Consider the following 23,092-nt stretch of genomic DNA (forward strand, 5'->3'; position numbering starts at 1 on the left):
TCTTATAATCGCTCGCACACTGTTCGAGTTTCTCGTACGCTGTGCGAGTGGAATCGAACATTGTGCGAGACCCCCGGCGCTGGTGGGTCCTGGGGGTCCTCTGTCTGTCCTTGCTGGTGCTGATGCTCGACAGCACCGTGCTGAATCTCGCCATCCCCTCGCTGATCCGGGAACTGGGCGCGACACCGTCGGATGTCCAGTGGATCCTGGACGCCTACGTGCTGGTCTTCGCCGGGCTCCTGCTCACCGCGGGCAGCTTGTCCGACCGGTTCGGCAGGCGACGAGCGCTGATCACCGGGCTCGCCGTGTTCGGGATGGCCTCGCTGGCCGCCGTACTGGCGACCGAACCGTGGCAGGTCGTGGCCGCCCGCGTCGCGATGGGCGTCGGTGGGTCGCTGTTGATGCCGTCGACGCTGTCGATCCTGATGACCAGCTTCGCCGAGGACGAACGGCGCACGGCGATGGCGGCGTGGTCGACGGTCTCCATGGTCGGCATCGTCGCCGGTCCCACGCTGGGCGGCTTCCTGCTCCAGCACTACTGGTGGGGATCGGTCTTCCTGCTCAATATCCCGGTGGCGGCGCTCGCGATCATCGCGGCCGTCGTGCTGATGCCGGAGACCACCGGTGAGCAGCGACCGGTCGACATCGTCGGCGTCGTCCTTTCCGTCGTGGCGCTGAGCGCCACGGTCTACGTGATCATCGAACGGGAATGGAACTTCGGCGTGCTCGCGCTGGCCGCTGTCGCGGCGACCGCCTTCGTCATCTGGGAGAGCCGTTCGGCACATCCGATGCTGCCGTTGGCGGTGTTCCGCAGCCGCGATTTCACCGGCACCTGTTTCACCCTGTTGCTGATGGTCTTCGGCATGGGTGCGGTCATGCTGATGCTCACTCAGTACTTGCAGTTCGTCCTCGGCTACGGCCCGATGAAGGCCGGACTGGCGTTGCTCCCGTACGCCGTGGCCGCCGCGGTCTGCAACGGCCTCGGCGCGACGCTCGGCAAGACGCTGAGCAACAAGACACTCGTCGTGTCCGGCCTGCTCGTCATGGGAGTGGCCTTCGGCATCCTCGCGCTCGGGAGCGGATATCTCTGGGTGCTGGTCAGCATGCTGGTGATGGGTGTGGGCGGCGGCTTGGCGGGTCCGGCCGCCTACGCGGCCATCATGAGCGCCATTCCGCTGGAGCACGCCGGTGTCGGCTCCGCGATGAACGACACGATCCAGCAAGTCGGCATGGCGATCAGCATCGCCGTCCTCGGTAGCGTGCTGGCCGGTGTGTTCACCTCGAACATGCCCGCCGACGCGCCCGACACGGCGCGTGAATCCATCGGCGCCGCCTTCCAGCTCGGCTACGTCGAGCCCGCCAAGGACGCCTTCACCGCCGCGATGTCCACGGGCGCGTGGATCAGCGCCGGATTCAGCATCGCCGCCGCCGCGCTCGGCGCGGTGCTGCTGCGCGCCCGGCGTCCGCAACCGGCCGAGCAGCCGGATCCCGCTCCGGTCGCGCACGGCTGATCGTTTCGGCGGGCCGCGCCGGGCAGGTGAGATCACCGTCCGGCGCGCCGCCGCCTGATTCGACGGCCACATTCGGTTCGCGCAGAATAGCGATTCCGATGTCATCTCGCCTCCTCCGGTATGAATGATTCCGACCCGGAGGCTGATGGCCTCTTGCGCTTGCTCCGAGCAGAGTTGGTTGTGTGTTCACACTGAGGCCTTCAACAAACGAGGGCTGGTGAAGCAATCAACCACTGGAGACACATCATGATCACGAACAAAATGCGCGTAACGGCGGCGGCGGTAGCGCTCGCACCGATCATCGCCCTCGGGTCAGGTTTCGCTTCCGCAGCCCCGGACGTAGCACCGGGACCGGTGCAAGTGGCGGACCATCCGGTACCTGTCCAGGTCGAGCCCGCGACACTGGGCCTGATTTGGCCGCTGGGCATTTTCTGCGCTCCTCTGTTGCTGCTTCCGCCGGTGGCCAATGCGGTTGCCGTGGCCGTTTGCGCCGCCTGATCGCGTTTCGTCATAAGCTCGTCGAACACGAGTGCGCCTCGGGCGTAGACCCGAGGCGCATCACATCTGACCATCGATTCCCGTCCCGATGAAGAAATTCGTTTCGAGCCGTATCCCTGCCACGTGAACATCTGGGAATCGACGGTGACGCACGGACAAGTGCGGTTGAATTACCGGATGACCAAGTTCAGGAAACTCGTGGGCGCTGCGGCGGCATTCGCCGCGCTGACAGCGCCGTTCGGAGCACCTGGGACCGCGCAGGCCGCGACGCCATCCGTGCTGGGTGGCGGCTCCGGCATCGTCGTCGGCGGTCAGAACATCTGCACTCTGACCACGATCGGACGCGACTCCGGTGGTCGGCTGGTCGGGTTCACGGCGGGGCATTGTGGTGGGGCGAATGCCGCCATCGTCTCGGAGAACGATCGCGATGCCGGCACCCTCGGCACCATCGTCTACGCCAACAACGACATGGACTATGCCGTCATCGAATTCGATCCGGGGAAGGTGACGCCGGTCAACCAAGTGGGCGGAACCACCATCACCGGCCTGGGCGGACCGGCTCGATTCCCGGACACCGTCTGCAAGGAAGGCAGGACGACCGGCCGGACCTGCGGGCCTGCCTACGGCGATATGTTGACGGGCGGCAATTCGACGTGGAGCCAAACATGTGTCGCCGAGGGAGATTCGGGCGCTCCGCTCGTCGTCGGAACGACACTCGTCGGCATGGTCAACGGTTACTTGGGGGTGCCGTGTCTCGGACCGGAACTCGGCGCCGACATCACCGCGGTCGTCGCGGACGTGAATGCACGAGGCGGGGCAGGGTCCGGTTTTCAGCCGATCTGATCGGATTTCATTTCGTTCCCAGCCGGAGCCTTACCTCTCCTGGTCGGTGATGATGCCGAATTCGATAGCGCGTTCGACCAGGAACAGCCTTTTCTGGTTCGGGGGTAAGGCTTCGACCTGGAATATCCGGAACAGCGCCCGCATATGCGTCTTCACCGTGGACAGACTCAGACACAAATTGTCCGCGATCTGCCGGTTGGAGGCGGGGTACGAGTACGCGTCGCGCGCGTCGTACGGGTGACACAGAGCCTCGAGAACCACGTACTGGGCCGGGGTAAGGGAGTTTCGGGTCGGCAATGGTGAATGGGCGAGAGTCATTTCCTCGTCGAAGGACTCGTCGACCCGCAAGACGAATACCGATCGACCCACGCGAATCATGTCGCCGGAACCGAGCTTCCGCCGACCGCCCACACGTTCGCCATTGACGAATGTCCCATTCTTGGACAATCCGTCGTCGACGATTGTCCAGCATCCGCCCACTCGCTCGAGAATGGCGTGCAGCCGGGACACGGTCGGGTCGGAAGTCACGATGATGTCGGCGGCGACGGAGCGCCCGATCGTCATCCTGGACGCGCCGCCGTCGAGGGAGATCTCCCGCGCCCCGTCCGGTGCGGCGGGCTGCGGCGAGGCGGAAGCGATGGCCGAGCGTCGCCACGCGGACTGCCCCACCAGTGGGTACAGTTCGCGACGCAGGGCCTCCGGTCCGCTGGACGTAGACATCGCTCGTCTTCCCACTCGAAGTACGCCGTGAACTGCGGGCACTGATTCGCTACCTCAAGGGTGCCCTTTCTCAACGCCGATCACATGCGTATTCGACTACTTCGCTGCGCGAGCGAGGCGGTACCGGACCGCAGTGCACGACAATGAACGGAAATCCAACCGACCGGTCTGAATAATGCTGCCTCCAGCGTGGGGCAGTAAGAATGGTCGAGATGAGCGTCATCATTCGACCGCGCACCGAGGGTGATCTCGACGCCTGCGCCGCGGCACTGCGGCACGTCCACGACAGCGATCGGTATCCGGACGTGTGGCCTGCGAACCCGGCAGGCTGGCTGTCGCCGCCCAAACTCCTCGCGGCCCTTGTCGCCGAACACGACGGAGCGGTGGTCGGGCACGCCGGACTCGGCACGGGCGGCGGAATGCCGGAGGTCGTGCGCGAATCGGTCGGCGCGGAGACTGTCGTCTCGGTGATCCGGCTGTATGTCGTCCCGGCCGCGCGCCGGGTGGGAGTGGGTTCGCAGTTGCTGACCGCGACTGCGCGCATGGCCGCGAGCCTGGGGCACCGTGCTGTACTCACCGTGGCCTCCGACAGTGGCGCGGCGATAGCGATGTACGAGCGGCACGGTTGGCGGCAGGTGTACAGCGGGCTCGGCGGTTGGCATACCTCGGATGGACAAGAGGCGCGGGTGCATTACTACGTCAGCCCGTGACGGGTCGGATGTTGTCGCTTGTCCACTCACTCCCTTTGTCCGGGAGATCGCGGCCTGCGACGATGCCGGGTGTCGTAGTGGCGGCGCGCGCCGCCTGGGCGGAACCGGCGACCGCACTGCGAAGGTGCGGGTTCGGCAGGGGCGCGACGAGCAAAATGGATGCGGCTCACTCGATAAAGCCCACACGGCCTCCCACGCACACGCGCCGGCAGGCAGGCAGGCTAAGGCACTGGCCCCGCCCACACTCGCACAGTCCAGCAGGCCAAGAGCACCGGCCGCCCACACTCCGGTAGGCCAACGCACAGGCCACGCCTCCCTCACCCACACTCTCCAGCAGGCCCACGCACGAACCGCCGCCCCCACACACTCCAGCAAGCCAAGGGCACCAGCCGCCCACACTCGCACACGCTTCGGCAGGGCAAAGCACGGACCGCCGCCCTCACACACTCCAGCAGGCCAACACACGAACCGCCGCCCCCACGCACACTTCAGGATGGCCAGCACGGGCCGCCAGCACTCGCACACGCTCCAGCAGGCCAACCACACGAACCACCGCCCCCAGACACTCCAGGATGGCCAGCACGGGCCGCCCGCACTCGCACACGCTCCAGCACAGGCCAACACACGAACCGCCGCCCCCACGCACACTTCAGGATGGCTAGCACGGGCCGCCAGCACTCGCACACGCTCCAGCACAGGCCAACACACGAACGCGCGCCTTCACGCACACTCCAGCAGGCCCAGCGGCGCGCCACGGGGCCGCCCACACTCTCACATGCTCCAGCAGGCCAACACACGGACCACCGCCCTCCCGGCAGGTCCAGCGGCACGCCACGGGCCGCACGCGCTCCAACAGGCCAAAGCATGGGCCCGGCGCACTGTGCACGTGCGCGCCCGCTGGCGGTACCGGAGGACAGCGTGCCCGGCCATCCGACCGGTTGCCGACGCCGTGATTGGCGTCGACAGCCGGGCTATTTGTCGTCGCCTTCAAGATGCCGCCGTCTCCGCGTGACCCCAAAGGGCCGAAGCCGATGGACGCCGCGTCGCCGAAGGTGAGCTGCATGCACTCGTTCGCTCGGCCCTCACCCGGACCGATCACTTGGGTATCGGCGAAACCAACGTGCACGCACTACGCCCCGTCGCCGCCACCGCCCCACGAGCGGGTCAGGCGCGGGGGTGAGCCTGGTCGTGCACCTTCTTGAGACGGTCGATGGAGACGTGGGTGTAGAGCTGAGTGGTGGCCATGCTTGCGTGTCCGAGGAGTTCCTGGACCACGCGCAGGTCGGCACCGCCCTCGAGGAGGTGGGTCGCCGCGGTGTGCCGCAGACCGTGCGGCGCCAGGTCCGGTGCGCCGGGGATGGCCGAGACCACCTCGTGCACAACGGTTCTGGCCTGGCGCTGATCCAAGCGCCTGCCGCGGCGGCCGAGCAGCAGCGCTCGACCCGAGTCCGCGGTGGCGAAAGCGGGGCGTCCGTAGCGCAGCCAGTTGCCTACCGCCTCGTCGGCGGGCGTGCCGAACGGCGCCGAGCGCTCCTTGTTGCCTTTGCCGAGCACCCGCACCACGCGCCGCTCGCGGTCCACGTCTTCGATGTCCAGCCCGCACAACTCGCTGACCCGGATACCGGTGGCGTACAGCAACTCCACGATCGCCCGATCGCGCAGCGCCATCGGATCGCGCTGCGCGGCACCGGATTCCGCCGCGTCCATGGCACCGAGCGCCTGTTGCCGCCCGAGTACGGCGGGCAGCACGCGATGCGCCTTCGGCGACCCCAAACGCAGTCCGGGATCGACAGGCAGCCGGCCGGTCCGGGTGAGCCACGCGGTGAACGTGCGCGCCGATGACGCCCGCCGGGCCACAGTCGTGCGCGCCGCACCCGTGGCGGCTTGCCGGGCCAGCCACGAACGCAGCAACATCAGGTCCAGTTCGCGAATCGCCGAATCCGCCGATCGCGCGTACAGATGCTCCAGCAAGGATCGCGCGTCCCCCAGATACGCGCGCACCGTGTGCTCCGAGCGGTTGCGCCCGAGCCGCAGATGCCTGCCGTACTCCGTCAGCAGCGCTTCCAGATCTTCGGGCAGTTCCTCCATGCCTCCACCGTCCCCACCCGTGGCCCGGATGGCAAGCGACCGCGCCGAACACGCTCATCGACCCCGTACCGTTCGGTGCCAACCGCTTTCGTCACTGGACACCAGACCCGCCAATTCGAGAGCGGACAAAGTCGCACGGACCACCGGAAGCGACAATCCGCACTGCCGGGCGACCTCCAGTGGCAGTCGTGAGCCGATTCTCGGCAGCGCGGCGAAGACCAGCCCGTCGTCTCCGGTCAGCTGATCCTCCGGATTGCCGCCCGGTGCCGTCGCGGGGATCGACAGCCGCAACGGTCCGGCCTCGTCGACGACTTCTTCGGCTCGGGTGACCAGCAGGGCTTCGCCGTCGCGGATCATGCGGTGACAGCCCACCGAAGCGGCCGAGGTCACCGGACCCGGCACGGCCAAGGCGGGACGACCCATGCGGCGTGCCCATTTGACGGTGTTGCGCGCGCCGCTGCGCAGGCCCGCCTCGACGACGAGCACGCCGTCGGCGAGAGCGGCGATCAAGCGGTTCCGGGCCAGGAACTGATGCTTCTGTGCGGTGACGCCGGGCGGGTATTCGCTGACGACCAAGCCTGATTCGGCTATATCGGCCAGCAGGCGTTCGTGCTGCACCGGATAGGGCCGGTCGATGCCGCAGGCCAGCACGGCGATCGTGGGGCCTTCCACCGCCAGCGCTGCCCGGTGCGCCATGCCGTCGATACCGAACGCCGCTCCGGACACGATGGTCCACCCCTGCGCGGCGAGGTCGCCCGCGATCTCCCCCGTGACCCGGTTTCCGTAGCCGGTGCTGCACCGCGCACCGACCACCGCCACCGCGCGTTCGCTCGACTCCAGCAGTGAGCGCGGGCCACGTACCCAAAACACCAGCGGTACCGCGCCGTCGCGATCCTTGCCCGGCTCGAGCTGGGCGAGACCGAGCATGCGCCATGCGGGCCATTCCGGATCGTCCGGCGTCACCACGCGCCCGCCGATCCGCTCGACGGTCTCGAGATCCCGCGCCGCGAGGTCGATGTCGCGCCGCTGCGCCGTGGGCCCGCGAAGCGGCTCGGGCAACGCGCACTCCCGCACGGCACGGGCCGCCTCGACAACCCCGACCGACTCGATGAGCGCCGACAGCGGAGCACACGGCCCCTGCACCACCCGCGACAGATACACCCACGCGAGCCGCGGGTCGTCGCATTCACCGGACGACGATCCCGCTCCGCTCACGGGCACACCAACCACCGCAGGCGCATCTACGACCCCAGGAACGCCCGCCGCTGCCGGCGTCTCGACAACCGGTACTCCGTTCGCCGTAGCAGCCACCTCCGCGAGCACAGAGCGATCCGCGCCTGCACTCGAGTCCCCCACTCCAGAGACCGCCACCATCGCGGGCACCTCGACAACGGCAGGCACATCCACCTCGCGCCATTCCGCATTCCCAGCCACGTCGACAACCACGGACAAACCCGCCCGGGCAGGCAGTGCGGGCACGTCCACGGCCTCACGCGCCTGTCCGACACCAGGAACAACCACCTCGGCGACTGCAGGCGCATCTGCGGCTGCGCGCATGTGGGCCCCCGCCATTGCCCCGAAGACCACAGGGGCGCCGACGATCGCTGGCAGATTCACGACGCCGGATAAATCAATGCTTCGAGGCACGTCCACCACCGCGGGCGCATCGGCGGCCACAGGCGCACTGTCGGCTGCAGTTGCGTTCGCGCCCGCAATCACGTCCGCGCCCCCAGCCACATCCTCGGCGGCAGGCACATCGACCGCCACACACGCCCTATCGGCTGCAACTACGTCCGCGCCCGCAAGCACGTCCGCAACCCGAGGCCCGTCCTCGGCGGTGGACACATCGCCGACCACACACCCGCTGTCGGCCGCAGTTGCGTTCGCGCACGCAAGCACATCCACGACCCCAGCCACACGCTCGGCGGTAGGCACATCGACCGCCACAGGCAGGTCGTCCGCGCCTTCGGGCGGCACTGTCGCACTCATTGCGCACCCCGCTGACGGAAGTTCAACGCGGACAGTACGTCCTGCGCCGAGGGCAGCTCGCCGCCGCGCAGATCGCATATGGTCCACGCGACGCGGATGGCTCGGTCGGCACCCCGCGCGGACATGCGACCGAGACGCAACGCGGCCTCGACCGGAGCGAGCGATTCGCGCGGCAACCGGAATCGTTGACGCAGGATGTGGCCGGGAACCTCAGCGTTGGTGAGCCATCCGTATTCGCGCCACCGGGCGGCGGCGGCGCGCCGTGCGACGGCGACCCGGCCGCGGACCACCTCGCTGCTCTCGGCCGCATCGGTGCTGAACGCCGCGCCGGACTGCCCGTGCATCCGCACCCAGATGTCGATCCGGTCCATCAGCGGACCGGACAATTTGCCGAGATAGCGACGACGAGCCAGCGGCGCGCAGATGCAGTCGACGTCGCGCGCCGGAGCACATGGACACGGATTGGCCGCCAGCACCAGCTGGAAGCGGGCCGGGTACCGCGCGACACCGTCGCGCCGGGCGATGCGCACTTCCCCTTCTTCCAACGGCGTTCGCATCGCTTCCAGCACTTTCGTGCCGAGCTCGGCACATTCGTCGAGGAACAGAACACCGCGGTGGGCTCGGCTGACCGCGCCCGGCCTGGCGGTCCCCGATCCGCCGCCGATCATCGCGGTCACCGAGGTCGAGTGGTGCGGGGCGACGAACGGCGGCGCGGTGACCAACGGGTGATCGCCTGCGAGTGTGCCCGCCATGGAGTGGATGGCGGTGACCTCCAGCGCCTCGGTCTCCGTGAGTGGTGGCAGCAGCCCAGGAAGACGTTGGGCCAGCATGGTTTTGCCGATGCCGGGCGGCCCGGTGAGCAGCAGGTGGTGCCCGCCCGCAGCGGCCACCTCCAAAGCCCAGCGGGCTTCTTCCTGCCCCACCACCTCGCTCAGATCGCCGCCGTGGCGCACCGTGTCCGGCAGGTCGCCGTCCGGCTCGTCGAGCGCGCCTTCCCCGCGCAACCAGGCCACCACCGCGCGCAAACTGCGCGCCCCGAAGACCTCGATGCCCTCGACGAGCCCGGCCTCCGCCAGGGTCACCGCGGGCACCACGACGGTCGACCAGCCCGCCCTGCGCGCGGCGAGCACGGCGGGCAGGATGCCGCGCACTCGCCGCACCCGTCCGTCCAGCGCGAGTTCGCCGAGCAGCACCGTCTTCGCGAGCCGTTCGGAGGGCACCGAGCCGGACGCGTCCAGCACGGCGATCGCGAGCGCCAAGTCGTACACGCTGCCCAGCTTCGGCAGTGTCGCGGGCGACAGCGCGAGAACCACCCGGCCGTCGGGCCACTTCTCCCCCGAGTTCGCCACCGCGGAGCGGATCCGGTCACGGGATTCCTGCAACGCGGTGTCGGGAAGCCCGACCAGGTGGACCGATGGCAGGCCCTGTCCGATATCTGCCTCGATCTCGACGAGCAGACCGTCCACGCCGGTGACGGCGACCGAGTGCGCCCGCCCCAGCGCCATTCAGAACACCGCCTCGAGATGGTCGATGACCGGCGTACGCCCCCGCGCCACCAGCACCGACACCACGTCGAACCGGATGCGCCGCCACGGCCCCTCCTGCTCGGCCAGCCATAGCAGCGCCAGCCGCCGGATCCGCTGCCGCTTGGCGAAGGTGACCGACTCCGCGGGTGTGCCGTAGCCCAACCCGGAGCGGGTCTTGACCTCGACGAACGCGGTCACATCCCCGTCGCGGGCGATCAGATCGAGCTCGCCGTATCGGCACCGCCAGTTCCTGGCGACGATCTCCATCCCCGCGGCGCGCAGAAAGTCCGCCGCCAGTTCCTCCCCGTGCGCGCCGAGCGCCTGTTTGTCCGTCACCCGGCCAGCGTGCGCCGCAGCCGGATCAGGTCAGCGCCGCCGACCTGGGGAATCGGAAAACCTGTTGATAACCGAGTCGCTGTGCAGAACGCCGGGCGGGCTCACTCGGGCAAGCGCAGGTCCGGCTTCTCCAGCTCCTCGATGTTGACGTCTTTGAAGGTGATGACCCGGACGTGCTTGACGAAGCGGGCCGGGCGGTACATGTCCCAGACCCACGCGTCGCTCATCCGCACCTCGAAGTACACCTCGCCGTCCGCGTTCTGCGGCCGCAGCTCCACGGAATTGGCCAGGTAGAAGCGGCGCTCGGTCTCCACCACGTACGAAAACTGACCGACGATGTCCTTGTACTCGCGATACAGCGAGAGCTCCATCTCGGTTTCGTACTTCTCGAGGTCCTCGGCACTCATCGGGTGGGACGTCCTCCTTCTCGCCGCATCGCGTCGTGTGGTGACATCATCGCGCATGCGCTGCATCGGTAGCTACTCGGCCAGCCGTACGCCCGTTCGGAAACTGCTCCGACAGCGCCTCGTCCAAGCCCTCGGCCAGTACGGTGTCCGCGACATCGGCCGCCGCCGCGACCGGGCGCAACCCGGCGGCTTCGCGTACGTTGCGCCAGGAGCGCCGGTGCTCGCTGCTCGGGCCGAGACGTTGCAACGCGGCGGTGTGCTCGGGCGTGTTGTAGCCCTTGTGGGCGGCGAATCCGTAGCCGGGGAACCGCCCGTCCAGCTCGACCATGATGCGGTCCCTGGTGACCTTGGCCAGGATGCTGGCCGCCGCGATGCAGGCCGCCGCACCGTCGCCGCCGATCACCGGCAGCGAAGGCACCGGTATGCCGGGCACCCGGAACCCATCGGTCAGCACGTAGCCGGGAGTGCGCCGGAGCCCGGCCACGGCGCGGCGCATCCCCTCGATATTGGCGACGTGGATGCCGATCGAGTCGATCTCCCAGGCCGGGATCACGACGACCTGATAAGCGAGTGCCAGACGGACGATCACCGGATACAGCTCTTCGCGAGTGGCCTCGGTGAGCTTCTTGGAGTCGTCGAGGCCGGCCAGCCTGTCGTAGGCCTTCGGGGCCAGCAGGCACGCCGCCACCACCAGTGGTCCCGCGCAGGGGCCGCGCCCCGCCTCGTCAACACCCGCGACCGGCCCCAGACCACTGCGGATCAACGCCGCCTCGAGCGTGCGCAATCCTCCGGCCCTGCGCATCACCACACGCGGCGGCCAACCGTTACCCACCGGCACTCGACCTTGCCCCACCGTTCAATTATCCAGCGCCTCGCGTGATCAGTTCTGCTGGGGATTCTCCGAGTGCACCGGACCGATCCGTCCGGGCGGCCAGATCTTGAACACCGCCTTGCCGCGGACGTTCTCCACGGGGATGGTGCCCTGCAGTTCGTCGGTGATGTGGGCGCGGGAGTCGGCGGACTGGTTGCGGTTGTCGCCCATCACCCACAGATGCCCTTCGGGCACCTTCACGGGCTTGAACTCGCGGCCGCCGGACGCGTTGTAGGGCTGGCCGGGCACGTACGGGGCGAGGTACCGGGCGTACGGCTCGTCCAGCGGCTTGCCGTCCACGATGACCCGCCCCTGCGGGTCGCAGCACTCCACGGTCTGGCCGCCGACCGCGATGACGCGCTTCACCAGATCGTTCTCGTCCGGCGGCACCAAGCCGAAGAAGGAGAAGAAGTTCTGCACGCCACGGACCGCGGGATTGTCCGAGCGGATCGACTGGTAGCGGGTGTTCCACGACGGCGGGCCGACGAACACGACCACGTCGCCCGGTTGCGGGTCACCCCAGTAGTAGCTCAGCTTCTGCACGTAGATGCGGTCGCCGGTGCATCCGGCGCATCCGTGCAACGTGGTTTCCATCGACTCCGAGGGAATCACGTACGGCCGACCGACAAAGGTAACCATCAGCGCGGCGATCACCGCGGCGATCACGATGAGGATCGGCAATTCCTGCCAGAACGGCCGCTGCTTCTTCTTCGATCGCCGCTTGGCGCGACCCGCCCGCGTACTCTCGTCGCCCGATTCGGACACCGATACCGACCCACTTTCGTCTGCCACGCCGAACAGATTAGCCCGGCAGCGAAACCGAGGTCCGATGCCGGGCTGAGGAAGATCTGTTGTGCCGAAAAGCTAACTCAGCGCTTTTCCTTGATCTTGGCGGCCTTGCCACGCAGGTCGCGCAGGTAGTACAGCTTGGCGCGACGGACATCACCGCGGGTCACGACATCGATGTGGTCGATGTTCGGGCTGTGCACCGGGAAGGTGCGCTCGACGCCGACACCGAACGACACCTTGCGGACGGTGAAGGTCTCGCGGATGCCACCACCCTGGCGACGGATCACGACGCCCTTGAAGACCTGGATGCGCTCCTTCGAGCCTTCGATGACCTTCACGTGCACGTTCAGCGTGTCGCCCGGCCGGAACTCGGGGACGTCGCTGCGCAGCGACTTCTCGTCGACGAAGTCAAGGGTGTTCATTTCCATCCTTATGGTTTCGCGCGAACAGAGGACCCTGGCGGCACTGGGCGTGCTCGGCCGGTTCATGCTCCGATCAATGGGATGCGCCGGGTCGACAACCACCCAGGGCAACCTGAGCATTGTGCCAGATCGGCGCGCCGTGGAAGAAATCGACCCTGGTGATGGCGAGTCGGCGGTCTCTTCACGTTACGCCCGAAGGCGGTGCGATCGGTTCACGACTCCGGCGGGAGTATGGGCGAGGCGAACACTTCTTCGAGCGGAATCGGGCCGGTGTAGCGGCGGCAGTTGCAACCGACCCACTCACGCAGGCCGTGGATGCCTTTGCGGGAGATCTCGGCGTGACAAGCGCCCGAGGAGCGGTCGTGCAGTGCCAGGTCGTGACCACAACCGCAGCGTGCGCGAAGCTCCTTCCCCGCCCGGCCTCGCCGAGGCACGAATCGACCACATACCCAGCCGACACCGACGAGGCCGGCGCCGACCGCAAGGCTGAGCGGATCCAACATGAACGCAGTATACGTATACGCATAGCCACCGTCGATCGAAAATGTCCTGCGACAGAACCATTTACGGGTTACGCGACACAGAGGCTTCCGGCAATCTCACGCGACCCCGATCATCCCCCGCCGCGAACGGCACGTTGCCCGGCCGACCCCTCCGCTGAGCGTTCGTCAGCGGTGCTGTTCGCCGGAGATCGCGTCCTGGACAGGCGGCGGGCCGGGCGTACGCGGCGAGCCGTGGTCGGAGTGCCAGAACGAATGGTCGCGGTGCGGAGCGGGCGGGGCGGGCACGACCGTACGGGTGAGTTCCGCCTCCGCCGCCGTGCGGACGTGCTCGACGTCCGGTTTTCCGGCGACCAGATCCTGCACGAAGATCTTGGCGCGGATGACCGGGCGACGGTATCGCCGTTCCCGGACGATGGCCCGGTACCTCAGGCGCCTACGGTCGCCGTAACGCCAGCGCGCCCAGGGCGCGCCAGGGCGGCTCAGCCGCAGCGCACCGACGACCAGCAACGGCAGGAAGAACATGCCGAACAGGCCGGTCCAGATCTTCCCTTTGGCGATCACGATGGCGGCGAGAGCGAGGTTGACCACGGCGAACACGACGACGAAGGAGCGGACCTCCAGGCTCGGATCGCGCCGGAAATCATTGATGTCCAGCAGCCACAGCGGGTGGAAGCCCAGCAGCAGCAATCCTGTCACGGCGAGCGCGACGAACACCGCGTCCACCGATGTCCGCCCCTGCTCCTCCCAATACACGTCGCGCAGATAGAAGATCAGCGCGAATTCGTCCAGCACCAGAGCGGCGCCCACGCCGAACAGCGCGGCGAGGATGCTGCCCGTGGCGGTGTCGGCGCTCTCGTACTGGGCGACCATGCCGACGCCGGAGGACAGCAGCAGGATCACCCCGAACACCATGTGGTGGATGTGCGTGTCACCGGCCCGGAGGTTGCCCGGCCACCAGCGCACCCGCGCGCGGATCAGCCGGACGCTGAGGCGGATGAACAGGAATCCGACGATGAATCCGAGCAGGAAGCACAGCAACGGCAGCCGCCCTTGGGCGATCACGTCCTCGTGGAGCCACCGTCGCATGGCCGCTACTTCCTCCTGCGGACCGGGCTACTGGCCGAAACCCGCCCTGCGCAAGGCGTCCGCCATCGCGCCGCTAGGTGCCGGCGCGTTCCTGCGCTGATTGCCGCCACGCCCCTGTCCTTGATTACGGTTCTGGCCCTGCTGCCTGTTCTGACCATTCTGCCGCTGCCGCTGATCGCCTCCACCGGATCGGCCGCCGCCTTGACCGCGCTGCCGGTTGTCGCCGCCCTTGGCGGGCGTGCCGGGTTCGTCGTCCAGGCGCAGGGACAGACCGATGCGCTGGCGCGCGACGTCCACCTCGAGCACCTTCACCTTCACGACGTCGCCGGACTTGACCACTTCGCGCGGATCCTTGACGAAGTTGTGCGACATGGCCGAGACATGCACCAAGCCGTCCTGGTGCACGCCCACGTCGACGAACGCGCCGAAGGCGGCCACGTTGGTCACCACGCCCTCGAGCACCATGCCCGGCTTCAGGTCGGCGACTTTCTCCACGCCCGCGGCGAACTCAGCGGTCTTGAATTCCGGACGCGGGTCGCGCCCCGGCTTCTCCAGCTCGGCGATGATGTCGGTGACGGTCGGGACACCGAAGCGCTCGTCGGTGAAATCGCCCGCGCGCAGCGAGCGCAGCGCCGTGGTGTTGCCGATGATCTCCGCGATGCCGCGTCCCGTCGATTCGAGGATGCGCCGCACCACCGGATACGCCTCCGGGTGCACCGCGGAGGTGTCCAGCGGATCGTCGCCGCCGCGAATGCGCAGGAAGCCCGCGCACTGTTCGAACGCCTTCGGGCCCAGCCGCGGGACGTCGAGCAGCGCGGTCCTGCTGCGGAACGGGCCGTTCTGATCCCGGTGCGCCACGATGCTCTCCGCCACCGACCCGGCGATGCCGGAGACCCGCGACAGCAGCGGCACCGAGGCGGTGTTCACGTCCACGCCGACCGCGTTCACCGCGTCCTCGACCACCGCGCCCAGCGAACGGGCCAGCAGCGATTCGGACACGTCGTGCTGGTACTGGCCGACGCCGATGGACTTCGGATCGATCTTCACCAGTTCGGCCAGCGGGTCCTGCAGCCGGCGCGCGATCGACACCGCGCCGCGCAGCGACACGTCCAGCTCGGGCAGCTCCTGCGAGGCGTAGGCCGAGGCGGAGTACACCGAAGCGCCCGCCTCGGAGACCACGATCTTGGTGGGCTTGTTCTCCGGGATGCGGGAGATCAGTTCGGCGGCAAGGGCGTCGGTCTCGCGCGAGGCGGTGCCGTTGCCGATGGCGATGAGTTCCACGCCGAATCGGGCCACCAGCGCGCCGAGCACCGCGAGCGACTTCTCGGTCTGGCCCTGCGGTTTGTGCGGGTAGATCACCTCGGTGGCGACCACCTTGCCGGTGGCGTCGACCACCGCCACTTTCACGCCGGTGCGGTAGCCGGGGTCCAGACCCATCGTCGTGCGGGTGCCCGCGGGGGCGGCGAGCAGCAGATCGCGCAGATTCGCGGCGAACACGTCGACCGCGTCCTTCTCCGCCGCCTGCCGCAACCGCATCCTGGTGTCGATGCCGAGGCTGACCTGCAGCTTGGTCCGCCAAGCCCAGCGCACCGTGTCCAGCAGCCAGGAGTCGGCGGGGCGGCCCCGGTCGGCGATGCCGAAGCGAGTGGCGATACGACCCTCGTAGACGGTGCGTTCGCCCGGCTGCGGCTCCTCGGTATCCGGTTCGAGGTGCAGGGTGAGCACCTCCTCCTTCTCGCCGCGCAGCAGCGCCAGGATGCGGTGGGAGGGCAGCTTGTCGAACGGCTCGCTGAACTCGAAATAGTCGGCGAACTTCGCGCCCGCCTCCTCCTTGCCCGCGCGCACGGTCGAGGTGACCTGCCCGCGGTTCCACATCAGTTCGCGCAACTCGCCGACCAGATCGGCGTCCTCGGCGAAACGTTCGACCAGGATGGCGCGCGCGCCGTCGAGTTGCTCGGCGGTGTACTGCGCCGGGTCGGTGTTCGGATCCTCGATCAGGGCGTCGGCCACCGGCTCGTGCCCGGCCTCACGCGCGATCTGCGCCTTCGTGCGCCGCTTCGGCTTGTACGGCAGGTAGATGTCCTCGATCCGGGCCTTGGTCTCGGCGAGCAGGAGCTGCCGATGCAGAGCGTCGTCGAGTTTGCCCTGGCCCCGGATCGATTCGATGATCGCGGCCCTGCGCTCGTCGAGTTCGCGCAGGTAGTGCAGACGCTCGTCGAGCACGCGCAGCTGCGCGTCGTCCAGGCCGCCGGTGACCTCCTTGCGGTACCGGGCGATGAACGGCACCGTCGAGCCCGCGTCGAGCAGCTCGACGGCGGCGCGCACCTGGGTCTCGCGCACCGCGAGTTCCTCGGCGATGCGACGGTTCACGCTGGCTGGGCCCGCGGTGTCGGAGCGTGGCACGGCGGGTGTGGACTCTGCACTGGCAGTCTCGGGCGCTGTCGTCACGTCGGAGACACTACCGTCGCCGCCTGACACGCGGTCCACACCCAGGTGAACCTCCCTCGTCTCAGCTGTCGTCCAGGCCGAGCAGCCGCCGCGACAGTTCCCGCATCTGCGCCTTGCGAACCTTGCCGGTGACCGTCATCGGGAATTCCTCGACCACATGCACGTAGCGGGGAATCTTGAAGTGCGCCAGCTTGCCGGCGGCGAAGTCGCGCACGGCGGTGGCGTCCAACGGCGTTGCGCCCTCGCGCATCCGGATCCAGGCCATCAGTTCTTCGCCGTACTTCGGATCCGGCACACCGATCACCTGCGCGTCCAGGATGTCGGGATGGGTGTAGAGGAATTCCTCGATCTCCCGCGGGTAGACGTTCTCGCCACCCCGGATGACCATGTCCTTGATCCGGCCGGTGACGGCCACATAGCCCTCGTCGTCCATCACGCCGATGTCGCCGGTGTGCATCCAACGGGCGGCGTCGATGGCCTCGGCGGTCTTGTCCGGCTCGTCCCAGTACCCGAGCATCACCGAATAGCCTCGGGTGCACAGTTCGCCGGGTTCGCCGCGCGGCACCGTGAGACCCGTTGCGGGATCGACGATCTTGACCTCCAGGTGCGGCCCGACCCGGCCGACGGTGGCGGTGCGCCGTTCGATGCCGTCGTCGCGCCGGGTCTGGGTGCTGACCGGAGACGTCTCCGTCATGCCGTAGCAGATGCAGACCTCGCGCATGCCCATCCGGTCGATCACCCGCTTCATCACCTCGACCGGACACGGCGAGCCCGCCATGATCCCGGTGCGCAGCGTGGACAGGTCCGCGGCGGCCGAGTCAAGCGCGGCGAGCATGTCGATGAACATCGTCGGCACACCGTAGAGGGAGGTGCAGCGCTCGGCTTCGACCGCCGCCAGGGCCGCTCTCGGATCGAACGACGGCGACGGAATCACGATAGCGGCACCGTGGCTGGTGCTCGCCAGGTTGCCCATCACCATGCCGAAGCAGTGGTAGAAGGGCACCGGGACGCAGATCCGGTCCTGCTCGGTGTATCCGCACAGTTCCCCGACGAAATAGCCGTTGTTCAGGATGTTGTGGTGACTGAGCGTGGCGCCCTTCGGGAAACCGGTTGTGCCCGAGGTGTACTGGATGTTGATCGGGTCGTCGGCGGAAAGCCGCGCGCCCAGTTCGACGAGCCGATCGGTGTCGATCTCGGTGCCCGACAGCGCCTCCCACTCCGGTGTGCCCAGCACGAGCACCTCCGTCAGCGCCGGACAGTTCGGCCGGACCTGCTCGATCATCGCCACGTAGTCCGAGGACTTGAACCGCTCGGCCGCGATGAGCATTCGCACGCCCGCCTGGCACAGCACGTACTCCAGTTCACTGGTGCGGTACGCCGGATTGATGTTGACCAGGATCGCGCCGATTTTCGCCGTGGCGTACTGCACCAGAAACCATTCCGCGCGGTTCGGCGCCCAGATGCCGACCCGGTCGCCCTTGCCGATGCCCTGTGCGGCCAGGCCGCAGGCCAGGGCGTCGACCGCGGCGCCGAGAGCGCGATAGGTCCAGCGCCGTCCGCTCGGCAGGTCCACCAGGGCTTCCCGGTCCGGGAACGCCGCCACCGCGCGATCGAGATTGCCGCCGATGGTGTCGCCGAGCAGCGCGACGTCCGACACGCCCGAGGCGTAGCTGGGCAGAGGCAACATGGCCGAAGTCATCGGGCACCGCCCTGCCGCAGCACGAACCGCTGCACCTTGCCGCTGGGCGTCTTCGGCAGGCTCGCCACGAAGTGAACCCGGCGCGGGTAGGCATGCGCCGCGAACTTTCGCTTCACCAGGCTCTGTAGCTCGGCTTCCAACGCGGCATCGCCGACGGCGCCGTCACGCAGCACGACGAACGCCTCGAGCACTTCGCCGCGCAGTTCGTCCGGCATGCCGACCACCGCCGCCTCCGCGACCTGCTCGTGCAGCACCAGAACGCTCTCCACCTCGAACGGGCCGATGCGGTAGCCGGCCATGATGATCACGTCGTCGTCGCGGGAGGAGAAGCGGAAGAAGCCGTCCGCATCCTGTGAGCCCGCGTCACCGGTCAGATACCAGCGGCCGTCGGCGGTGTAGCGCTGCGCGGTGCGGTCCGGAGCGTCGAGGTAGCCGAGGAACCACAGCAGCGGACTGCGTTCCGTATCGATCGCGACCCGGCCCAATTCGCCGGTGGGAGCGATCGTGTCCGCGTCGTCGGAGAGCACGGCGCAGGTCCAGCCGGGCAGCGAGCGACCCATCGATCCGGCCGGGGTCTCGGTGTCCAGGTCTTCGTGCCAGGCGTTGCAGATAACCATGCCGTGCTCGGTCTGGCCGTAGTGGTCGCGCACCGGGACACCGAGGTACTCGACGGACCACGCGACCACTTCAGGGGTCAGCGGTTCTCCCGCCGAAGAGGCGCGGCGCAATCGGGAATGCACGGGCGGCGTGGCACCGTCGGCGCGCAACGCTCGATATACCGTCGGGGCGGCGGCGAAGTTGGTGACGCCGAACGTCTCCAGCACCTGCCAGGTCAGCGGTGCCGAGAAGCCCGCGTGCAGCAGGATGCTGCGGATGCCGGTGGCCAGCGGGCCGAGGATGGCGTAGTAGAGCCCGTAGGCCCAGCCCGGATCGGCGGCGTTCCAAAAGACGTCGTCGGGGCGGACGTCCAGCGCGAATTCCTGGTACGCGTGGAAGGAGGCGAGCGCGCGCAGCGGAATCGGGACGCCCTTGGGCGTGCCCGTGGTGCCGCTGGTGAACAGTTGGACGAGCAGTCCGTCACCGCCGACCGCGATCGGCTGAGCCTGCGGAGAGGTGGCCGTATGAGCGTGGAGCAACTCGTCCATCCGCAGCGCCCCTTCGGGCGCCTCCGCTCCGGTGACGATGAGCCGCCAGGACGGATCGCCGGGCAGATCGGGTCCCGGCGCCAGCTTCGGCGCCTGGTCGGCATCGGCGATGACGACCGAGGCGCGACTGGCGTTCAACCGCAGGGCGATCGCGGGCGGAGCGAAGGCGGTGAACAGCGGAACGTGCACCGCACCCCGGCGCCAGATCCCGAGCAGAGCGACCACCAGGTCCGCGGATTTCGCCATCAGCGTGGCGACCCGGTGGCCGGGTTCGACGCCGAGTCCGGCGAGTGCGTCGGCGAAGCGGGCGGAGCGTTCGCGCAGTTCGCCGTAGGTGAGGTCGGTCGAGGACAGGTCTGCCTCGACGATCGTGAAGGCGACCCGGTCGGCCGGGTGCCGATCACACAGCAGGTCCGCCGCCGACGCGTCGGCGCGGTCGTAACAGTCCAGCAGTTCGCGCACCCGCTGATTCAGATCGGTGCCCATCTTCAGTTCTCCTCGTTCTGTGATCCAGCTCAACCCGGGTGTGCAATAGGATGTGGGTCACATCCCGCTGCCCACTACCCCCGAAAAGGGGTGAGTCTCGTGACCCACACCGCACTGCTGCGTCCGCGCGACAGCGACGCGCTGCGCGCCGAGATCCGCTGGGTGGCGAGCGCGGCGGGCGTGCCGGTGGCGTTCGGCGGCGAAGTGCACGGCGACGCGCTGCTGCTGTCGGAATTCGTCGGCACGCTGACCAACGGCCTGCGCGGTCTGGCCGTCGTGCGGGCTTCCGGGCTGGGCGGACGGGTGATGGATTCCGGACGGCCCGCGGCGGTCTCCGACTATCGCCGCGCCTCCTCGATCACCCACGACTACGACGGGCCGGTCTCCGGCGAGGGCATCCGCTCGGTGCTCGCCGTGCCCGTGGTGGTGGACCAGCGCTCCCGCGCGGTGCTCTACGCCGCCACGCGCGGCGCGAGTCCGCTGGGCGACCGCACCGCGGATCTGGTCGTGCAGGCCGGGCGCCGCTTGGCCACCGAGATCGCCGTTCGCGACGAGGTCGACCGTCGGCTGCGCATGCTGGAGGCCACCGCGCCGTCGGCGGCCGCGGCACCGGCGATCACGGAGGAACTCCGCGACATCCACGCCGAACTGCGCGGCATGGCGCGCTCGACCGAGGACGATCGGCTGCGCGGACGCCTGCACGCGGTATGCGAGCGCCTCACCCGGGTCATGACCGGCGACCCGCGGCCGGACGGCCCGAAACTGTCCCGCCGAGAACTCGACGTGCTATCCCAGATCGCCTTGGGTTGCACCAATCAGGAAGCGGCGCAACGACTCTCACTCGGCCCGGAGACCGTGAAGAGCTACCTTCGCAACGCGATGGTCAAACTCGACGCCCACTCCCGGCACGAGGCGGTGGTGGCCGCCCGCCGCCATGGTCTGCTGCCCTGACGATCCCCGCTGCAGTCCACCGAGGGCAACGTTCCGTTGTCGGTACACCTCTCGGCGGTGACGTCGGTGCCGAAGGCCCGAGCACGGCCGATGACGCATGGCTGCTCGAGAATTCGGATTCAGGTGGGTGAGGAGGTCGTCGACCAGGTCGGTGGGGTCGGCGTTGCCTTTCCATCGGCCGCGAGGTGGCCCGCCGCGGCGAGGTCGGCGGCGCCGTGCGCGAGAGCGCGGAGCAGGGCGGCGAGGCGGATGGGGTCGCCGGGCGGGAAGGTCGCCCGCGGCTTGGCATCGGGCGACGATGTCGATCTGCGCCTCTTGCGCGGCGTGAGCGGCCGTGGCGAGTTCGGGCGAGTCGATCGTCCACGCGCCGAAGACCAGCCTGAAGCGGGCCGGATAGGGGCCAGTGCCCACTCGATGTAGCCGTGCAGCGGTCTATCGCTCGGGTCCGGCCGTGCCGTGGTCCGCGAGCAGGTCCGGACGACGCTCGCGGGTCCGCGCGAGTGATTGCTCGCGCCGCCAGGCCGCCACCTTCGCGTGGTCGCCGGACAGCAGGACCGGCGGGACGTCCAACCCGCGCCAGGAGACCGGACGGGTGTAGCTGGGACCTTCGAGCAACCCGTCGGAGAACGAATCCTCTTGATGTGATTGCTGATTGCCGAGGACACCGGGCAGCAGCCGGACCACGGCCTCGGTCATCACCAGCACGGCCGCCTCGCCGCCGATCAACACGTAGTCGCCGATGCTGACCTCTTGCACCCGGACGCGGCGGGCGGCGTCGTCGAAGACGCGCTGGTCGATGCCCTCATAGCGGCCGCAGGCGAAGACGAGATGCCGCTCGGCGGCCCAGCTGTGTGCCATGGCCTGCGTGAACGGCACCCCCGCGGGCGTGGGGACCACGAGCAGCGCGTCATCGGGACATACTTCGTCGAGCGCGTCGCCCCACACGGTCGGTTTCATGACCATGCCCGGCCCACCCCCGTAGGGGGAATCGTCGACGGACTTGTGCACGTCATGCGTCCAACGGCGCAGGTCGTGCACCGTGAGCGAGATCAGTCCCTTGTCGATCGCCTTACCCAGCAGTGCCGTGCGCAACGGCTCCAGGTACTCGGGGAAGATCGTGACGACGTCGAGTTTCATGACTGTCTCCTAGCGCCGCCGGGCCGCAGGTCGTCGGCCGGGGCGAGCGACGCGCGGTCGGACGCCCACCGTGTCATTCCGGGTCGAGCAAACCTTCGGGCGGATCGATCACGATCACGCCCTCGGCGAGGGACACCGTGGGCACGATGGCGGTGACGAACGGGATCAGGATCTCCCGCCCGTCGTCCGCGGCCCGCACCTCCAGCAACTCACCCGCCGCGGAATGCAGCACTTCGCGCACGGAGCCGACCACGGTGCCGTCGGTGAGCCGTACCTCCAGCCCCTCCAGTTCATGGTCGTAGAACTCGTCCGGATCCTCGGAAGGCGGAAGGTCGGCACTGTCGACCACGAACAGCATGCCGCGCAACGCGTCGGCAGCGGTGCGGTCGGTCACACCGGACAGGAACACCAGAAGCCGGCCCGAGTGCTCCCGGGCCGACTCCACGGTGAACTCGCGAACCTCCGCCGCTCGCGGCAGCCGACCGCGCAACCTGACGCCCGGCGCGAAACGCGCCTCCGGCTCGTCGGTGCGCACCTCGACGACGAGTTCGCCGCGCACGCCGTGCGACTTGGCGACCCGCCCGACGACGAGTTCCATCTACTGGTCGGTGTCGACCACGTCGACCCGGATGCCCCGGCCGCCGATACCGGCGACGAGGGTGCGCAGCGCGGTCGCGGTACGTCCGCCGCGACCGATCACTTTGCCCAGGTCATCGGGGTGAACGTGCACCTCGACGGTGCGTCCCCTGCGGCCGGTGATCAGCTCGACGCGGACGTCATCGGGATTGGCGACGATACCGCGCACCAGGTGCTCGACGGCATCGGCGACGACGGCGCTCACTGCTCCATCACCTCACGACGCAACTCACCCGTCGGCGGGGCCGGTCTGCGCACGGCTCGTGACGGGTATCGGATGGACGGGTATCG

General features: G+C 68.6%; 22 protein-coding genes. 5 read left to right on the top strand and 17 right to left on the bottom strand.

The features are described 5' to 3' along the window. The first annotated feature begins 47 nt into the window (after positions 1–47). From AB0L97_RS09965 to AB0L97_RS09975, 3 genes are all read left to right on the top strand, one after another. Entirely contained in the window at positions 48–1,511 is a 1,464-nt protein-coding gene (locus tag AB0L97_RS09965) for an MFS transporter (RefSeq protein ID WP_364427176.1), read from the top strand. Between the two features lie 246 nt (positions 1,512–1,757). After that, positions 1,758–2,009, top strand: coding sequence for a hypothetical protein (locus tag AB0L97_RS09970; protein WP_364427179.1), 252 nt, complete (start codon positions 1,758–1,760; stop codon positions 2,007–2,009). A 177-nt stretch (positions 2,010–2,186) separates the two neighbouring features. Then, positions 2,187–2,852, top strand: a complete 666-nt coding sequence (locus AB0L97_RS09975; RefSeq protein ID WP_364427182.1) for a serine protease — start codon at positions 2,187–2,189, stop codon at positions 2,850–2,852. A gap of 30 nt (positions 2,853–2,882) precedes the next feature. Here AB0L97_RS09975 and AB0L97_RS09980 read toward each other — a convergent pair whose 3' ends face one another. Continuing rightward, a complete protein-coding gene (locus AB0L97_RS09980; RefSeq protein ID WP_355069905.1) occupies positions 2,883–3,572 on the bottom strand; it encodes an FHA domain-containing protein in 690 nt (229 codons plus the stop codon). 212 nt (positions 3,573–3,784) lie between these two features. Here AB0L97_RS09980 and AB0L97_RS09985 point away from each other — a divergent pair, with 212 nt between their 5' ends. Continuing rightward, entirely contained in the window at positions 3,785–4,282 is a 498-nt protein-coding gene (locus tag AB0L97_RS09985) for a GNAT family N-acetyltransferase (protein ID WP_364427187.1), read from the top strand. 1,164 nt (positions 4,283–5,446) lie between these two features. On the opposite strand, the gene AB0L97_RS09990 is transcribed toward AB0L97_RS09985, so the two are convergent. From AB0L97_RS09990 to AB0L97_RS10050, 13 genes are all read right to left on the bottom strand, one after another. Continuing rightward, complete coding sequence (locus AB0L97_RS09990; protein ID WP_364427191.1) at positions 5,447–6,370, bottom strand: tyrosine recombinase XerC; 924 nt, start codon at positions 6,368–6,370, stop codon at positions 5,447–5,449. A gap of 54 nt (positions 6,371–6,424) precedes the next feature. Then, a complete protein-coding gene (gene dprA / locus AB0L97_RS09995; protein WP_364427196.1) occupies positions 6,425–7,585 on the bottom strand; it encodes a DNA-processing protein DprA in 1,161 nt (386 codons plus the stop codon). 770 nt (positions 7,586–8,355) lie between these two features. Next, positions 8,356–9,864 (bottom strand): YifB family Mg chelatase-like AAA ATPase, encoded by a 1,509-nt coding sequence (locus AB0L97_RS10000; protein WP_364427199.1) that lies wholly within the window; start codon positions 9,862–9,864, stop codon positions 8,356–8,358. Then, positions 9,865–10,221, bottom strand: a complete 357-nt coding sequence (locus AB0L97_RS10005; RefSeq protein ID WP_364427202.1) for a YraN family protein — start codon at positions 10,219–10,221, stop codon at positions 9,865–9,867. Positions 10,222–10,322: 101 nt separating this feature from the next. Further along, complete coding sequence (locus tag AB0L97_RS10010; protein WP_011210678.1) at positions 10,323–10,628, bottom strand: DUF2469 domain-containing protein; 306 nt, start codon at positions 10,626–10,628, stop codon at positions 10,323–10,325. A gap of 46 nt (positions 10,629–10,674) precedes the next feature. Further along, positions 10,675–11,460, bottom strand: a complete 786-nt coding sequence (locus tag AB0L97_RS10015; RefSeq protein WP_364427360.1) for a ribonuclease HII — start codon at positions 11,458–11,460, stop codon at positions 10,675–10,677. A 48-nt stretch (positions 11,461–11,508) separates the two neighbouring features. Then, complete coding sequence (lepB, locus tag AB0L97_RS10020) at positions 11,509–12,291, bottom strand: signal peptidase I (protein ID WP_355069897.1); 783 nt, start codon at positions 12,289–12,291, stop codon at positions 11,509–11,511. 77 nt (positions 12,292–12,368) lie between these two features. Then, on the bottom strand, positions 12,369–12,710 hold the full coding sequence (rplS, locus tag AB0L97_RS10025) for a 50S ribosomal protein L19 (protein WP_014352079.1): 342 nt from the start codon (positions 12,708–12,710) through the stop codon (positions 12,369–12,371). A gap of 212 nt (positions 12,711–12,922) precedes the next feature. Beyond that, positions 12,923–13,213 carry a hypothetical protein gene (locus tag AB0L97_RS10030; RefSeq protein ID WP_355069896.1) on the bottom strand — a complete coding sequence of 97 codons (291 nt, stop codon included), beginning with the start codon at positions 13,211–13,213 and terminating at the stop codon, positions 12,923–12,925. 165 nt (positions 13,214–13,378) lie between these two features. Further along, positions 13,379–14,299, bottom strand: a complete 921-nt coding sequence (locus AB0L97_RS10035; protein ID WP_355069895.1) for a hypothetical protein — start codon at positions 14,297–14,299, stop codon at positions 13,379–13,381. A gap of 27 nt (positions 14,300–14,326) precedes the next feature. Continuing rightward, entirely contained in the window at positions 14,327–16,702 is a 2,376-nt protein-coding gene (locus tag AB0L97_RS10040) for a Tex family protein (RefSeq protein ID WP_364427364.1), read from the bottom strand. 106 nt (positions 16,703–16,808) lie between these two features. After that, positions 16,809–18,446, bottom strand: a complete 1,638-nt coding sequence (locus tag AB0L97_RS10045; protein WP_364427208.1) for an AMP-binding protein — start codon at positions 18,444–18,446, stop codon at positions 16,809–16,811. Further along, entirely contained in the window at positions 18,443–20,077 is a 1,635-nt protein-coding gene (locus tag AB0L97_RS10050; protein WP_364427211.1) for an AMP-binding protein, read from the bottom strand. Before AB0L97_RS10050 ends, AB0L97_RS10045 begins: the two co-directional genes overlap by 4 nt. A 99-nt stretch (positions 20,078–20,176) precedes the next feature. Here AB0L97_RS10050 and AB0L97_RS10055 point away from each other — a divergent pair, with 99 nt between their 5' ends. Beyond that, positions 20,177–21,028, top strand: coding sequence for a LuxR C-terminal-related transcriptional regulator (locus tag AB0L97_RS10055; RefSeq protein ID WP_356961296.1), 852 nt, complete (start codon positions 20,177–20,179; stop codon positions 21,026–21,028). A 432-nt stretch (positions 21,029–21,460) separates the two neighbouring features. Here AB0L97_RS10055 and trmD read toward each other — a convergent pair whose 3' ends face one another. The 3 genes from trmD to AB0L97_RS10070 form a co-directional block, all read right to left on the bottom strand. After that, positions 21,461–22,165, bottom strand: coding sequence for a tRNA (guanosine(37)-N1)-methyltransferase TrmD (gene trmD / locus AB0L97_RS10060; protein ID WP_355069887.1), 705 nt, complete (start codon positions 22,163–22,165; stop codon positions 21,461–21,463). A 73-nt stretch (positions 22,166–22,238) separates the two neighbouring features. Continuing rightward, positions 22,239–22,763, bottom strand: a complete 525-nt coding sequence (rimM, locus tag AB0L97_RS10065; RefSeq protein WP_356961291.1) for a ribosome maturation factor RimM — start codon at positions 22,761–22,763, stop codon at positions 22,239–22,241. After that, on the bottom strand, positions 22,764–23,006 hold the full coding sequence (locus tag AB0L97_RS10070) for an RNA-binding protein (RefSeq protein WP_011210690.1): 243 nt from the start codon (positions 23,004–23,006) through the stop codon (positions 22,764–22,766). Between the last annotated feature and the right edge of the window lie 86 nt (positions 23,007–23,092).

This window comes from Nocardia sp. NPDC051911 (genome assembly GCF_040681035.1).
In the GTDB taxonomy this organism is placed as follows: domain Bacteria; phylum Actinomycetota; class Actinomycetes; order Mycobacteriales; family Mycobacteriaceae; genus Nocardia; species Nocardia sichangensis.